This window comes from Streptomyces tibetensis (genome assembly GCF_040647715.1).
In the GTDB taxonomy this organism is placed as follows: domain Bacteria; phylum Actinomycetota; class Actinomycetes; order Streptomycetales; family Streptomycetaceae; genus Streptomyces; species Streptomyces tibetensis_A.
The window spans coordinates 172,017-186,117 of the sequence record NZ_JBEZCR010000002.1 but is presented as its reverse complement, the minus strand read 5'-3'; the positions used below and the strand labels follow the sequence as shown (position 1 = coordinate 186,117).

The following is a 14,101-nucleotide window of genomic DNA, read 5'->3' as shown; positions in this document are numbered from 1 at the left end:
CTAGGCGGTGACGTCCTTCGTCGTGAAGCGCGCCCACGCCGCCGACCCGAACACCGCCGCGTACAGGGCTTGCAGGCCGAGGTTCCTCGCCAGGTCGTCCCAGTAGACCGGCTCGCGCATGAGGTCGGCGAAGGACAGCCAGTAGTGGGAGAAGAAGTACGGCTGCAGGGCGTGCAGTTGCGGGATCTGGTCGAGGATCTGGACCGTGATCAGCAGTCCCACCGTCGTCGCCATCGCCGCGATGCCGCTGCCCGTCAGCGTCGAGACGAACAGGCCGAGCGCGGCCACGCCGATCAGGGACGCGGCGACGGCCAGGGCGATCAGCAGGGCCCTGACCAGGCCCTCGGCGAAGCTGATCCGCGTGCCGGAGATGGTCGTCAGGTCACCGAGCGGGAAGAGCAGCGCGCCGACCGTCAGCGCCGAGACGGCGACCACGAGTGTGGCGGCCAGGCAGAAGACGACGACCGTCGCGTACTTGGTGAGCAGCAGGCGGCTGCGGCCGGCCGGGGCGACCAGGAGATAGCGCAGCGTGCCGGAGCCGGCCTCGCCGGCGATCGCGTCACCCGCGATGACGCCGATGGCCATCGGGAGGAAGAAGGGGAGGGTCGCCGCGAGGGCGGTGAACACCAGGAACAGGCCGTTGTTGGTGATCTGGGAGATGAATGCGGGTCCACCGCCTCCGCCGCCTGCCGAGGAGCCGTCGCTCGTCTCGATCTTCACCGCGATGCCCACGAGGATCGGGACGGCTGCCAGTACGGCCAGCAGGGCGAGGGTGCGCCAACGGCGGAACGTGGTGTGGAGTTCGTTGCGGAAGAGGGTGCCGTAGAAGGTTGTACGGCGACTGCGGGCCGGCCGTGGCCGGTCGTGCAGTTCCCCGCGCCCCTGAGGCGCGCCCGACTCAGCCTGCGACATCGAAGCCCTCCCCCGTCAGGGCCACGAAGGCGTCCTCCAAGGAGGCCCTCTCCACTCCGAAGGCCCGCACCCGGACTCCCGCTTTCACCAACGCGGCGTTGACGTCGGCCAGTTCGCGGTCCGGCGGTTGGGCCGTCACACGGTCCCCCTCCGCGACCACATCGCCGACGCCCTGTTCCTTCAGCACCCGCGCCGCGTCCGCCGGGTCCGGGGTCGTCACCACCAGCCTGCCCCTCGCCCCCGCCGCCAGGTCCCCCACCGGCCCCTGGGTGATCAGGCGGCCCTGCGCCATCACGGCCGCGTGCGTGCAGACCTGTTCGATCTCGTCGAGCAGGTGGGAGGAGAGGAAGACGGTCGTGCCGTCCGAGGCCAGTTCCCGGACGAGGGTCCGGATCTCGCGCATGCCCTGCGGGTCGAGGCCGTTGGTGGGCTCGTCGAGGACGAGCAGCCGGCGTGGCTGGAGCAGTGCGGCCGCGAGGCCCAGACGCTGTTTCATGCCGAGGGAGTACGCCTTGGCCTTCTTGCCCGCGGCGGCCGACAGGCCCACCCGGTCCAGTGCGGCGGCGACCCGGGCCCGCCGGGTGCGTGGATCGGCGGTCGGGTCGGCGCTGTCGTAGCGCAGGAGGTTGTCGCGGCCGGACAGGAAACCGTAGAGGGCCGGGCCCTCGATGAGGGCGCCGACGTGCGGCAGCACGGCGCGGGTGGCCCGGGGCATGGGCTGCCCGAGGACCCGGGCCGTGCCGGAGGTGGGCTCGACGAGGCCCATCAGCATGCGGATGGTGGTGGTCTTGCCGGAGCCGTTGGGGCCGAGGAAGCCGAAGACGCTGCCCGCCGGGACGGTCAGGTCGAGACCGTCGACGGCGAGCTGTCCGCCGCGGTAGCGCTTGGTGAGCGCGCGGGTGACGATGACCGGTTCCGCGCTCTCGTCCCGCGCCTCCCGGAGCTCCGGTTTCCCGGTCTCGCCCCACGCTTTCCCGAGCTCCGGTTCCCCGGCCTCGTCCCGCGGCTCCCGCTGCTCCGGTTCCCCGGCGGACTCCCCGCCCATCGGCTTCCTCGTTCTCTCGACGTCCCCTACGGGCCAGGGGCCTACTTGCCGGCGTCGGCCGCCTTCACGAGCGCGTCCTTGGTGACCAGGCCCGCGTAGACCCTGCCGTCCTCGGTGACGAGGGCGTTGACCAGGCGGGTCGAGAAGACCGTGCCCGAGCCGAACCTGCCGTGGACCTTGTCGCCGAGCGAGTCGATGAAGCCGCCGAACTCGCCGCCGGCCTTGCCCGAGGGCACGCCCTCGCCGCCGGTGTCGAAGGTGGCGATGGCGTTCCAGCCCTCGCCTATGGTCTTCACTCCGTCGTGGCCGCCGAGGCCCCGGCCGAAGCCCTTTCCGGCCTCAGGGGCGTGCCCACGTGCCCCGTCCTTGTCGTGAGTGCCCTTGTCGAAGGCCTTGCCGGCGTCCTTCTCCTCGGTGACCTTCGCGCCCTTGGGCGGCGTGAAGTCGAAGGTCGAGGCGGCCGGCTGGGCGAAACTGACCTTCGTGAAGCCGGCGTCGACGACGGCGGCGCCGCCGCTCGCCGGGGTGAGCGTGAACTTCAGCGGCATGCCGGTCTTCGCGTCCACGGCCACGGTGATCGCGCCGACCGTCGAGCCGGACTGCTTCGGCTTGACGACGAGCTTGTAGGCGTCCCGGCCGGCGACCTGGGCGGTGCCGTCCACGGTCACGGACGTCGTGTCGTCGACCGCCTTGAGGGCCTCCTCGGCGAAGTCCTTCGGCGTGGCCGGCGGCTGCTGGTCCTTGCCGCGCTCCGGGCCCTCGGAGGCGGTGCCGTGGTAGACCTCGTCGGCCTTGCTGTCGTAGCCCCAGACGTCCCTGCCGTTGTGGATGACGCTGTACTCGGCGGCGTTCTCCAGCAGCGACAGCTTCTGCTTGTCCGGGCCGTCGGCGGCGACGCGCAGGGTGTGCGTGCCGGAGGCCAGTTCGGTGAGCTTGGCCGTCGGATCGGCGGAGGAGCCGCCCTCGCCGTCGCCCGCGGCGCCGGACAGCAGGCCCGACTCCAGGCCGCCGAGGTTCGGCAGGCCGAGGTCCGTGCTGATCTTCACGGTGCCGGACAGCTGCTGGACGTCGGACTTCGCGATCTTCTCGATGAGCTGCTGTGCGGTGATCTTCGGGAGGTCGGGGTCACCGGAGTCGGCGAGTGCGGGGACCAGCCCGATCGTCGCGGCGGCCACCCCCACCACTGTGACCGGGACGATGTACCGGGCGGCTTTGCGCCGCCCGGAGCGCTGCTCGTCGACCTCTCCGGCGGTCGTGCTGTCGTCGGATGCGTACGGTGCCATGTGTGCCCTACCTCCGTGGTCGGCGGCGGCTGTCCGTGTCGTGCACGCACTCGTCCCTGAGCCGCCATTCTCACCCGAACAGGTGAGTAGTGGTGTGTTCCGTGGTCACCATCTGACCAAATCGGCCGGGGAGATACGTCAGACCGCGGGCTCAACTCCACGTACTGCTGGGGTATGACACGGGAGGGCGGCTTCTCCCCCGACCCGTAGGGGTCGGGGGGCGTAGGGGTCCGCGTCGCCGCGAGGGGCGGGCTAGCCGGCCCGGTGCACCACCGCGTCGCACAGCTCCTGGAGCGCCGTCTTCGCGGTGCACTCCGGCAGCGGTGCCAGCGCCGAACGGGCGTCCTGGGCATAGCGGACGGTGTCCTGCCGGGCCTGCTCCAGCGCCGGGTGGGCCCGCAGCAGGCGCAGGGCCTCGGTGTGCCGGTCGTCGTCGGTGAGGTCGGAGTCGAGCAGCTCGCACAGGGCGATGTCCTCGGCGAGCCCGAGCCGGGCCGCGCGCTCGCGCAGCCGCAGCACCGGCAGGGTGGGGATGCCCTCGCGCAGGTCGGTGCCGGGGGTCTTGCCGGACTCGTGGGAGTCGGAGGCGATGTCGAGGACGTCGTCCGCGAGCTGGAAGGCGACACCGAGCCGCTCGCCGTACTGGGTCAGCACGTGCACGACGGTCTCGTCGGCGCCGGACATCATCGCGCCGAACCGGCACGACACCGCGATGAGCGAGCCGGTCTTGCCGCCCAGCACGTCCAGGTAGTGCTCGACGGGGTCCCGGCCGTCCTGCGGTCCGGCCGTCTCCAGGATCTGGCCGGTCACCAGCCGCTCGAACGCCTCGGCCTGCACCCGGACGGCCTCCGGGCCGAGGTCGGCCAGGATGTGCGAGGCGCGGGCGAAGAGGAAGTCGCCGGTGAGGACCGCGACGGAGTTGCCCCAGCGGGTGTTCGCACTCGCGACACCGCGGCGCACTGCGGCCTCGTCCATGACGTCGTCGTGGTAGAGCGTGGCGAGGTGGGTCAGCTCCACGACGACGGCCGACGGCACGATCCCGGGCGCGTGGCGGTCACCGAACTGGGCGGAGAGCATCACGAGCAGCGGGCGGAACCGCTTGCCGCCGGCCCGCACCAGATGCTGGGCGGCCTCCGTGATGAAGGGCACCTCACTCTTGGTGGCCTCGAGCAGGCCTTCCTCGACAGCCGTCAATCCGGCCTGGACGTCGGCTTCCAGAGCCTGGTCCCGCACGCTCAGCCCGAACGGCCCGACGTCGGTCACGAGGGGTCTCCTGTCTGCTGTGTCTGCCGGTGATTACGCGGATTGTCGATAGGTCGCTGCCCTCACTCGAGTCAGCGTATCCGGTCACGTTTCGATCACCGCCAGCGCCCATGGTTACAGGCCGGGTGGTATCCGATCACGACCGCTATGTTTTCGATCAACCTATAAGAACAGATATTTATCGACTTACCCACAGGTAGCGAGTTATGCACGATTTGCCGTGATGAGTCACCGAATTCCCCTTGGCGGAAATTGCTCCACAGGCTCGCGATCAGTGAGTTGAATCACTCCTTCCCCTTTTCCGCCACGCTTCCACGGCGGCCCGTACCGCCTTCTCCCGAAAGCCAGTTGAGGCTTGGCTACCGCAAAGGATCAAGCCGCCCAAACGCCCTCGACCAAGGTCAACCGCGCGATATGTGACTGAGGTGCTTGTTCCCGACATGTGCTCTCGCATACGTTCCGGCCCTGTCCGGCGGACGCCTAATCCTGCCGCCGCCCGGACTCCCCAAAGGAACCGACTCACTCACGCGTGGCAGGAGCGGGGGACCCAGGTAAGTCGCCGGGCCGCACAGCGGCACGGCTCGGGGTGAAGCCGCGTACGGCACACAGCGCCGTAGGCGGCCGGGCACCTCCCGGCCCGAACCCGACAGCTCACCTCGCAGGCGCCGGAGAGGAACATCGCCATGGCCGGACGAGGCAAGCACCGTCGCCCCAGAACCAACCCGCTGACCCGAGGCATCGTCGCCGTCGGCACCGGCGGAGCGGCACTCACCCTCCCGCTCCTCGGTGCCACGCACGCGAGCGCCGCCGAACCCCAGAGCGCCCCCGCCGCACAGTCCGTGAAGCAGGCGGCCCAGCCCGCCAAGTCCCTCACGTACACCGTGGTCAAGGGCGACTCGCTCGCCCGCATCGCGGACAAGTACGACGTCTCGGGCGGCTGGAAGCAGCTCTACAAGGACAACCGCGCGGCCGTCGGCGCCAACCCGAAGCTGATCCACCCGGGTCTGAAGCTCCAGGTGAAGACCACCAAGTCGGTGGCACCGAAGAAGACGGCGACCCAGTCGTCCGCCCCCGCCAAGCCGGTCGCGAAGCCCGCCGGCGGCGTCGCCCAGGCCACCCAGGCGTCCGCGAAGACCTACGCGAACAACCTCGACGGGTGGATCCGCGAGTCGCTGGACATCATGGCGCAGCACGGCATCCCGGGCTCCTACGACGGCATCTACCGCAACATCATGCGCGAGTCGTCCGGCAACCCCCAGGCGATCAACAACTGGGACTCGAACGCCGCCGCGGGCACCCCCTCCAAGGGCCTGCTCCAGGTGATCGACCCGACGTTCGCCGCCTACCACGTGCCCGGCACCTCCTTCGACCCGTACGACCCGGTCGCCAACATCACGGCGGCCTGCAACTACGCGGCCGACCGCTACGGCTCGATCGACAACGTCAACGGCCCGTACTGAGCCGACCCGCCCAGCAGTCGCTCGAGGACGACGGCGATGCCGTCGTCCTCGTTCGACAGGGTGACTTCGTCGGCCACGGCCTTCAGTTCGGGATGTGCGTTGGCCATCGCGACGCCGTGGCCGGCCCAGTCGAACATCGGGATGTCGTTGGGCATGTCACCGAAGGCGATGGTGTCCGCCGACCGCAGCCCCAGGTGCTCGGCGGCCAGCGCCAGGCCCGTCGCCTTGGTGATCCCGCACGGCTGGAGCTCGACCGTGCCGGGCCCCGACATCGTGACCGTCGCCAGGGAGCCGACCACCGAGCGGGCCGTCGCCGCCAACTCGTCGTCCGTCAGGTAGGGGTGCCGCAGCAGCACCTTGCTGATGGGCTCGCCCCACAGCTGCTCGCGCCGCTCGACCCGGACCGCGGGCAGGGTCGGGTGCGGCATCAGATAGCCCGGCTCGATCAGCGTGAGCCCGTCGACCCCGTCCTGGTCGACCGCCGCGTAGACCTGCCCCACCTCGGCCTCGATCTTGCCCAGGGCGGTCTCCGCCAGCTCCCGGTCCAGGGTGATGGACCACAGCAGCCGGTCCGCGCCGGCGTCGTACACCTGCGCGCCCTGCCCGCACACCGCGAGCCCCGTGCACCCGAGGTCGTCCAGGAGAGGTCGCACTCTCGGCGCCGGCCGGCCCGTCACCACGAGGTGCTGGGCACCGGCGTCCGCCACCCGCGCGAGCGCGGCGAGGGACCGGTCGGACAGGGTGTCGTCGCCGCGCAGCAGCGTCCCGTCCAGATCGGTGGCGATGAGTGCATATGCGAGGGGTGCGGCCATGATCAGAGAATACGGACAGCGCGGCCCTTCGTTTCATCGCACGGCGGACGCCGATTGCCCGGTTGAAGGCCTCTGCACCAGTTGGCAACAACATGCTCCGCTACCTACCCGTGGGGCCGCATAGAGCGGTACCTTCCAAGTGTCCAGGGGGGACTTGATCGGGGGGTCGGGTTGAACAGTGGGCGCATTCGCGTGGCCGGGCCCGGGGAGCTCGGCGAAGGGGAGAAGGAGCGCTGGCGTGCGCTGCGCGCTGCCTCGGAGGCACCGCGCAACCCTTTCATGGAGCCGGAGTTCACCGAAGCCGTCGGCCTGTTCCGGCCGGGGGCCCGGATCGCGGTGGTGTACGAGGGGCCGGAGCCGGCCGGCTTCCTGCCCTATGAGCGGGGCCCGTTGGGGCAGGGCCGGGCGATCGGACTGGGCGTCTCGGACGCGCAGGGCGCGATCCTGCGGCCGGGCCTGGACCTGGAGACGGGCCGACTGCTGAAGGCCTGCTCGCTGTCGAGCTTCGCCTTCGACAATCTGGAGGCCGAGCAGCGGCTGTTCGTCCGATACGCGGCCGAGGAGTACGCCACGTACGTCATCGACGTGGAGAAGGGCTACGAGACGTACGAGTCGGTGCTGCGCGCGCAGTCTCCGAAGTTCCTGAAGACGACCCTGGCCAAGGAGCGCAGGCTGGGCCGGCAGGCCGGTGAGCTGCGGTTCGTGTTCGACGAGCGCGACCCGGCCGCGCTGCGCACGCTCATGGAGTGGAAGTCCGCGCAGTACCGCAGGACCGGCCGCCGCGACCGGTTCGCCCAGGAGTGGATCACCCGGCTCGTCGGGCAGCTGGCCCGGACCCGGGCACCGGAGTGCAGCGGCACGCTGTCCGTGCTGTACGCCGGTGAGCGGCCCGTCGCCGCGCACTTCGGACTGCGTTCCGCCTCCGTCCTGGCCTGCTGGTTCCCGGCCTACGACCCGGAGTTCGCGAAGTTCTCCCCGGGTCTGGTGCTGCATCTGCGCATGGCCGAGGCGGCGGCCGCCGCCGGCATCGGCGCGCTCGACCTGGGGCGGGGCGCGGCCGAGTACAAGGACGCGCTGAAGACGGGCGAACTGCCCGTGTACGAGGGTGCGGTGACCCGTCCCGGGGTGGGCGCGGCACTGCACTGGCTGAGCCGCGAGCCGGCACGCCGCGCGCACAGCTTCGTCCGCAGCAGGCCGCAGCTCGCGTCACTGGCCGCGCGGACGCTCAAGGGCGCGGCTCGGCTGCGCCGTACCTGACACACGAGGGGGGTGGGCGCATGGCCCGTTCGGTGCGTGCGCAGGAGGAGATACGGCGGTTCCTGGACATCGGGGCGGTGCAGGTCGCCGAGCTGGACCTCGACGGTGACGAGGCGGTCCTCAGACCCGGCCCGGGGAGTCCGCCAGTGACGCACGGAGAGGTGTTCGTGCTGGTCAGGAGGGGTGGCCGCCCGGTGGGGACGCTGCTGGGCCGGGTGCCGGAGGGCGCGGATCCGAGGGCGGTGCTGGCGGAACGGGCCCGGGCGGGGTGCGGGCCCGCCGACCTCGGCGAACCCGGGGAGCCGCCGTTCACGAGCGTCGTCGTCGCGACCCGGGAGCGGGCCGGGCAGCTGGCCCGGGCGCTGGACTCGCTGCTGGCGCAGGACCATCCGCGGTTCGAGATCGTCGTCGTCGACAACGCGCCTGTCACGGGCGAGACGCGGGAGCTGGTCGAGCGGAAGTACACCGAGCGGGTGCGGTACGTCTGTGAGCCCGTTCCGGGGCTCGCAGCCGCCCACAACGCCGGGCTGGACGCCGTCGGCGGCGAGGTGGTCGCCTTCACCGACGACGACGTGGTCGCCGACCCGCGCTGGCTGACCGAGCTGACCGCGCCCTTCGCCGCCGACCCCGGGCTCGGGTGCAGCACCGGGCTGATCCTGCCCGCGCGGCTGACCACTCCGGCCCAGGTGCTGCTGGAGAGCCACGGCGGCTTCGCGAAAGGCTTCACTCCAAGGACGTACGACCCTGCGCACCCGCCGGGCGACGAGCCGCTGTTCCCGTTCACGGCAGGGCGGTTCGGCTCGGGCGCGAACATGGCGTTCCGCACGGCGGTGCTGCGTTCCGTCGGCGGTTTCGACCCGGCGACCGGGGCCGGGACGGCGGCCCGGGGCGGTGACGACCTCTACGGCTTCGTGCGCGTCCTGGCGCAGGGGCACCGGTTGCGCTACACGCCGTACGCCCTGGTGTGGCACCACCACCGGGAGACCTGGCGGGACCTGGAGACCCAGGCCTACGGTTACGGCGCCGGACTCACGGCCTACCTCACCGCCGTGCTCGTCAACCGGCCCGCGCTGCTGCCCGCGTTCCTCGCGAGGCTGCCCCGCGGCCTCGCCCACGCCCGCACGCTGACGGCGGTGCGCGAGACGGACGAGGCAGGCGGGGCGGACGGCGCCGGCACGCCGGGCGACCACGGCGCCCGCACGCACCCCTGGCCGCGGCGGCTGTCGCGGCTGCAGCGCAGGGGGATGCTGTACGGGCCGGTCGGCTATCTGAAGGCACGGCGTGCGCTGCGCGCCACCGCTCGTGGGAAGACGGCTCGGGGGGCGAGATGAAGACGGACGGCAGAGGCCGGGCGGAGCGGGGTGCGCGGGAGGGCGAGGGGCCGATATCCCCGCTGCGGGAGGGCGAGGGGCCGGCATCCCCGCCGCGGGCTGGTGACGGGCCGACTTCCCCGCTGCGGGAGGGCGAGGGGCCGACGTCCCCGCCGCGGGTGGGCGAGGGGCCGATATCCCCGCTGCGGGAGGGCGCGGGGCCGACGCTCCCGCTGCGGGAGGGTGAAAGGCCGACATCCCCGACGCGGGCCGGAGAGTCTCCCGCCATTCCCGTCTTCCTGTACCACTCCGTGATGGACGAGCCGCCGGGCTGGATCGCCGAGTTCACGGTCACGCCGAAGCAGTTCGCGGCGCATCTCGACGCCGTGGTCCGCAGCGGTCGTACGCCCGTCACGATCAGCGCGATCGCCGATCACCTGGCCGGCCGGGCGCCGCTGCCGCCCCGGCCCGTGCTGCTCACCTTCGACGACGGTTTCGCCGATCTGCCCGGACCCACCGCCGAGGCCCTGGCCGAACGGGCGCTACCCGCCACCGCCTACCTCACCACCGGCGCCATCGCCCCGGGCGGCCGCAGTCTGCTGCCGCCCGCGCCGATGATGAGCCTGGCCGGCGCGGCGGAGCTGGAACGTTCCGGCATGGAGATCGGCAGCCACACCGTCACGCACGCGCAGCTCGACACCCTGTCCGCCAAGGTCCTGGCGCACGAACTGCGCACCTCCAAGGCCGTGCTGGAGGACGCCCTCGGGCACGAGATCCGGCACCTCGCCTACCCGCACGGCTACAACAGCCCCCGGGTGCGGGCCATGTCGGCCCGGGCCGGCTACGAGACGGCGACGGCCGTGCGGCACGCCCTCAGCTCCGACCGCGACGAGCGGTACCGCATCGCCCGGCTCATCGTCCGGCGCACCCACACCGTCGCCGACGTCGAGAACTGGCTGGCCGGGGCGGGCGCGCGGGTGGCGCCGTACCGGGACGGGCCGAAGACGATCGCGTGGCGGTGGTACCGGCGGGCCCGTGCGGTCGTGCACGGACCCGAGTTCGCGGGCTGACCCCGGGGCCGGGTCACCTGAGCGGCTGGTTGAGGTACGGGTCGGAGACGGCCTTGCGCAGGCTGTCCCAGGCCTCGTCGTTCGCCACCGCCAGGTTGCAGTGCGGTCCGGGGTCGCGGTAGTTCCACTGGAGGGCGGCCTTGACGCCGTCCAGCCCCTTCAGCACGCCGGGCACCTGCGCGTACCACTGGGCCTGCCGCTGCGGGTCGTTCGCGTCCGCGGCGGTGCCGAACTCGGAGAGCATCAGCGGCTTGTCGTCGGAGATGTTCGCGCGGATCCAGTCGTGCGTGGCCTTCTGGGTCTGCGCGAAGGTCAGCCAGCCCGCGTCGTGGCAGAGGTAGTAGTTGTACTGGTTGTAGCCGATCCAGTCGACGTAGGCGTCGCCCGGGTACATCGTCTCGATCTCGTCGGCGTGGTCGAGGTACCCGGTGGTGATCCACGTCCACACCACGTTGTCCACGCCCAGGGCGCGGAACCGGTCGTGGATGTGCCGGTAGGCCTTCACGTAGTCGGCGGGAGTGCCGCTCGCCGGGGTGCGGGTGTCCATCTCCAGGTCGAAGGAGAGGAACACCTTCTTGCCGTAGTCCTTGATGCGCCGGGCCTGGACGTCGATGACCCCGTCGTCCAGCTCGCCGGCCGCGATCTGCTTCCAGGTCGGCTGCTGCTGCCTGCGGCCGCCCCACCACTTGCTCTCCCAGGACAGCAGCAGCAGGTGGTCCTCGCCGACCTGCCGTTCCTCGGGGGTGAGCAGTTGGCCCTCCCGCCGGGTGCCCGAGGGCAGGGACATGTCGTGGTACGTGTACACGATGTCCAGCTCGCGGCCCACCCGCCTCTCGTAGGCGCGCACCTTCTCCGGCAGGTCGTCGCGCTCGTGCGGCACGAACGCCCCGAACCAGGCGCCGCAGGGCGGCACCAGAAGGGCCGTCGGGCGGCAGTCCGCCGGTGCCCCGGCCGCTCCCTGCTCCTGCGGTCCGGAGGCGTTCCGCAGGGCGAGTACGGCGACCAGGACCGCGCTGACGACCGTGGCGGACGTGATCAGCAGCCGGCGGCGGCTCGATGCCAGCGGGCCGGCGGTCTGCGCCTCCTGCGGGTCGTTCCGGTGCTGTCCTCCGGTCGTGCTCGGCGTGCGGCGAGAGGGACGGTGGGGGCGGTTGAACCTCACTGAGCGGAACCCTTCGGTGTCCTCGGTGTCGCCCTCGGCCGCGGGGAGGCGCGCAGCGGCGGGCAGAACGCGGTGAGTGTGGTCAGCAGTGTCAGCGTCAGCAGCACCCGCTGCGCGCTGAAGGTGTGCGTGGCGATCAGTACGGTCGCGACGAGCATCACGGCGCCGACGCTCAGGAACAGCGTCAGCATCAGCCGTTCCAACAGGTCGGAGTGGCGGGCGAAGTCCGGGTCCCGGCGCTCCACGGGCCCCTCGGCGGGCCGTGCCCCCAGGGCGGGGGCGCAGACTCTGACCACGGCCGCGCCCGGCCCCGCCGCCAGGAAGAGCACGACCGCGGCGCCCCGCAGCGGCGATCCGCCGGGCAGGGCGAGCGCGGCCAGCGCCAGCCAGCCGCCGAACGGGGGCAGCATCCGGACCACGAGTTCCTGCGGTGTCATCGCTCCACTCCCCCTGACTGCTGCAGTACGTAGAGCCATCCGGCGCTGTTCTCCGCCACGAGCCGGAACCGCGGCGAGGCGGCGACGGACTTCTGGATGCGCTCCAGTTGCGCCCGGTCGAGCTGCCCGTTCATCTCGGAGTTGGCCAACTGCCCCTGGGTGAGCAGGAAGTAGGCCCGGGCCGGGCGCTCCACCCCGGCCATGTCGCGCGCGAGGGTGGTGGCGGGGCTCCGGACGATCTGGTCGACGTGGCTACGGCCGTCGTCGAGGAACCAGTAGTGGTCGACGCTCCAGTAGTCGGCGTACGCGTCGGGGTAGTTGCGGTTGGCGGCCACGACCAGCGAGCCGTCGGGCGCCTGGTCGAAGAGCTGCCGCACGAGGGCGACTTCCTTCGGCGGGAAGTAGTTGATCCGGTCCTTGCCCGAGTAGGCGGGCACGAACGCCAGGGTGGTGCCGAGCAGTGCGACCAGCGGCACCCAGGTGGCGGCCCCCCACCGACGGGCCCGGGCGGGGCCGGTGGCCTGCCGGTTGCCTGCCTCCCGCGCGGCCGGGTCGCCGGAGCCGGTGGCCTGCCGGTTGCCCGCTTCCCGCGCGGCCGCGTCGGCGGCCAGGGTGCGGACCTTGGGCAGCAGCGCGGCAGCGGCGAAGAAGGCTGCGCCGGGCAGCATGAACAGCAGCACCCGGAAGATCATCTCGCTGCCGTAGCTGCTCGCCGCGAACATCGGCAGCGGGGCCGCCGCGACCAGCAGCAGGGGGAGGGCGCGGTGGCGCAGGACCCGCTGGCGCCACACGCCGAAGACCGCGAGCAGCAGGACCGAACCGGACAGCAGCCGGGCCGCCCAGGACGTCGCGATCGCCCCGGTGCCGGTCGGGGTGGCGCCGTAGCCCGTCTCGACGTTGGCGCCGACGTCGCCGATGGAGCGGATCATGTCCGGCATCGCGGCGGACAGGAAGGGCAGCGCGGCCGTGAGGCACCAGGCCAGGAAGATCACGACGGTCGTGACGACCGGGACCCAGTCCCGGTAGCGGCGGCTCAGGCACAGGGCGAGCAGGCAGACGACCAGCATGCCCGGGGTGAGCTGGTGGGAGATGACGATCGCCACGATCATGACGGTGATCACCACCGTCCACACCGCCTGCCGCGGCTGCCCCCGCCGCACGGCGGACCGGCCGAAGCGCCGCAGGACGACCGCGAGCACTCCCACGTGCAGCGCGTACGCCACGGACTGGGGGGAGAAGTAGTCCTGCCCGACCCAGTTGGCGACGTAGAAGAGCCAGACCGCGGTCCAGATCAGCCGCCGGTCCTCGGTGAAGGTGCGGTAGATCAGCAGCAGCGGGAGCAGCAGCATCAGGCTGGAGACCAGGGGCCACCAGGCCATGTACATCGCCGTCGAGTCCACGCCCAGCAGCCGCTGCAGGGCGGCCTGGGCGGCGAAGAAGCCCGGCCACTGGTCGTACACGGCCATGTCGCCGACCTGATCGGCCGTCTGCAGACCGCCGGCCGTGAGCAGATGGTCGATGACCGCCTCGTGCTTCCACGCCCAGGCGTACAGCGGGGTCGGGTAGAGCACGGCCTGGGTGGCCCGCTCCATCACGAGCAGGCCCAGCACGTACGCCGCCGGCCAGGCTCCCGGGCGGCGCGCGTCGCGGACCGTGAACCAGAACCCGGTGGTGAGCACCGCGAGCCCCGCCCAGAAGGCCGGGTGCAGCGCGCTGACCAGCCCGTAGTCGTCGAGCCGCGAGACGTCGGTGTGCCGCACGGCGTACGCCCAGAGCGCGAGCGCGACGAGCAGCGGGACACCGGGCCGGGCGAGCGCGCGGCGGCCGGACCAGGCGGGGGGCAGGTCGGACAGGTCCGTCACGGGCTCGTGGGCGGGGCTCGACGACTCCGAGGAGGAGGGGCTGGAGGACTGGCTGGCCGTCTCGGGGCCGCCGGCGGGGGTGTTCGCGCCGTCCCGTGCGGGTGTGGGTTCCGGCGTGGATCTCTCCCTCGGTGTGACTGGCGGACGCACGGTGGTTCCCCCCTGGCGGTTGCTCTCTTCGGCTGTGCTCGGCTCTGTCGGCTCTGTCCGGGCCCGGGCCCGGGGCGG

At 72.0% G+C, this 14,101-nt stretch carries 12 protein-coding genes and 1 riboswitch; of the genes, 4 read left to right on the top strand and 8 right to left on the bottom strand.

Annotated features, from left to right (window positions below; genetic code table 11):
- From AB0B29_RS05455 to AB0B29_RS05440, 4 genes are all read right to left on the bottom strand, one after another.
- Complete coding sequence (locus AB0B29_RS05455; RefSeq protein ID WP_362234346.1) at positions 1 to 912, bottom strand: ABC transporter permease; 912 nt, start codon at positions 910 to 912, stop codon at positions 1 to 3.
- Positions 899 to 1,957 carry an ABC transporter ATP-binding protein gene (locus tag AB0B29_RS05450; RefSeq protein WP_362234343.1) on the bottom strand — a complete coding sequence of 353 codons (1,059 nt, stop codon included), beginning with the start codon at positions 1,955 to 1,957 and terminating at the stop codon, positions 899 to 901. The genes AB0B29_RS05455 and AB0B29_RS05450 overlap by 14 nt, the downstream gene beginning before the upstream one ends.
- Positions 1,958 to 1,998: 41 nt before the next feature.
- Positions 1,999 to 3,240 carry a LolA family protein gene (locus AB0B29_RS05445; RefSeq protein WP_362234341.1) on the bottom strand — a complete coding sequence of 414 codons (1,242 nt, stop codon included), beginning with the start codon at positions 3,238 to 3,240 and terminating at the stop codon, positions 1,999 to 2,001.
- A gap of 252 nt (positions 3,241 to 3,492) precedes the next feature.
- Complete coding sequence (locus AB0B29_RS05440) at positions 3,493 to 4,503, bottom strand: polyprenyl synthetase family protein (RefSeq protein WP_362234338.1); 1,011 nt, start codon at positions 4,501 to 4,503, stop codon at positions 3,493 to 3,495.
- Between the two features lie 502 nt (positions 4,504 to 5,005).
- A riboswitch (cyclic di-AMP (ydaO/yuaA leader) is annotated at positions 5,006 to 5,183 on the top strand.
- A gap of 3 nt (positions 5,184 to 5,186) precedes the next feature.
- On the opposite strand from AB0B29_RS05440, the gene AB0B29_RS05435 reads away from it, so the two are divergent.
- On the top strand, positions 5,187 to 5,963 hold the full coding sequence (locus AB0B29_RS05435; protein ID WP_362234335.1) for a transglycosylase SLT domain-containing protein: 777 nt from the start codon (positions 5,187 to 5,189) through the stop codon (positions 5,961 to 5,963).
- On the opposite strand, the gene AB0B29_RS05430 is transcribed toward AB0B29_RS05435, so the two are convergent.
- A complete protein-coding gene (locus tag AB0B29_RS05430) occupies positions 5,927 to 6,775 on the bottom strand; it encodes an HAD family hydrolase (protein ID WP_362234332.1) in 849 nt (282 codons plus the stop codon). The genes AB0B29_RS05435 and AB0B29_RS05430 overlap by 37 nt on opposite strands.
- A 186-nt stretch (positions 6,776 to 6,961) precedes the next feature.
- Between AB0B29_RS05430 and AB0B29_RS05425 the strand changes: the two genes are divergently transcribed.
- From AB0B29_RS05425 to AB0B29_RS05415, 3 genes are all read left to right on the top strand, one after another.
- A complete protein-coding gene (locus AB0B29_RS05425; RefSeq protein WP_436845803.1) occupies positions 6,962 to 8,032 on the top strand; it encodes a GNAT family N-acetyltransferase in 1,071 nt (356 codons plus the stop codon).
- A gap of 20 nt (positions 8,033 to 8,052) precedes the next feature.
- Positions 8,053 to 9,363, top strand: a complete 1,311-nt coding sequence (locus AB0B29_RS05420) for a glycosyltransferase (RefSeq protein WP_362234327.1) — start codon at positions 8,053 to 8,055, stop codon at positions 9,361 to 9,363.
- Positions 9,364 to 9,656: 293 nt separating this feature from the next.
- Positions 9,657 to 10,412, top strand: a complete 756-nt coding sequence (locus AB0B29_RS05415; protein ID WP_362234324.1) for a polysaccharide deacetylase family protein — start codon at positions 9,657 to 9,659, stop codon at positions 10,410 to 10,412.
- Positions 10,413 to 10,425: 13 nt separating this feature from the next.
- Here the strand turns inward: AB0B29_RS05415 and AB0B29_RS05410 are convergent, their stop codons facing one another.
- From AB0B29_RS05410 to AB0B29_RS05400, 3 genes are read right to left on the bottom strand one after another with little or no spacing between them, the layout of a single operon-like run.
- Positions 10,426 to 11,574 carry a glycosyl hydrolase gene (locus AB0B29_RS05410; protein WP_362234322.1) on the bottom strand — a complete coding sequence of 383 codons (1,149 nt, stop codon included), beginning with the start codon at positions 11,572 to 11,574 and terminating at the stop codon, positions 10,426 to 10,428.
- On the bottom strand, positions 11,571 to 12,011 hold the full coding sequence (locus AB0B29_RS05405) for a hypothetical protein (protein WP_362234319.1): 441 nt from the start codon (positions 12,009 to 12,011) through the stop codon (positions 11,571 to 11,573). The genes AB0B29_RS05410 and AB0B29_RS05405 overlap by 4 nt, the downstream gene beginning before the upstream one ends.
- Positions 12,008 to 14,023: a glycosyltransferase gene (locus AB0B29_RS05400; protein ID WP_362234317.1), complete on the bottom strand. Its 2,016-nt coding sequence runs from the start codon at positions 14,021 to 14,023 to the stop codon at positions 12,008 to 12,010. Before AB0B29_RS05400 ends, AB0B29_RS05405 begins: the two co-directional genes overlap by 4 nt.
- Between the last annotated feature and the right edge of the window lie 78 nt (positions 14,024 to 14,101).

Excerpts from the sequence above, each read along its gene's own strand:
- AB0B29_RS05435 (WP_362234335.1), top strand. The coding sequence starts at position 5,187 with ATGGCCGGACGAGGCAAGCACCGTCGCCCCAGAACCAACCCGCTGACC.
- AB0B29_RS05415 (WP_362234324.1), top strand. The coding sequence starts at position 9,657 with ATGGACGAGCCGCCGGGCTGGATCGCCGAGTTCACGGTCACGCCGAAG.
- AB0B29_RS05445 (WP_362234341.1), bottom strand. The coding sequence starts at position 3,240 with ATGGCACCGTACGCATCCGACGACAGCACGACCGCCGGAGAGGTCGAC.
- AB0B29_RS05430 (WP_362234332.1), bottom strand. The coding sequence starts at position 6,775 with ATGGCCGCACCCCTCGCATATGCACTCATCGCCACCGATCTGGACGGG.
- AB0B29_RS05455 (WP_362234346.1), bottom strand. The coding sequence starts at position 912 with ATGTCGCAGGCTGAGTCGGGCGCGCCTCAGGGGCGCGGGGAACTGCAC.
- AB0B29_RS05420 (WP_362234327.1), top strand. The coding sequence starts at position 8,053 with ATGGCCCGTTCGGTGCGTGCGCAGGAGGAGATACGGCGGTTCCTGGAC.
- AB0B29_RS05405 (WP_362234319.1), bottom strand. The coding sequence starts at position 12,011 with ATGACACCGCAGGAACTCGTGGTCCGGATGCTGCCCCCGTTCGGCGGC.
- AB0B29_RS05450 (WP_362234343.1), bottom strand. The coding sequence starts at position 1,957 with ATGGGCGGGGAGTCCGCCGGGGAACCGGAGCAGCGGGAGCCGCGGGAC.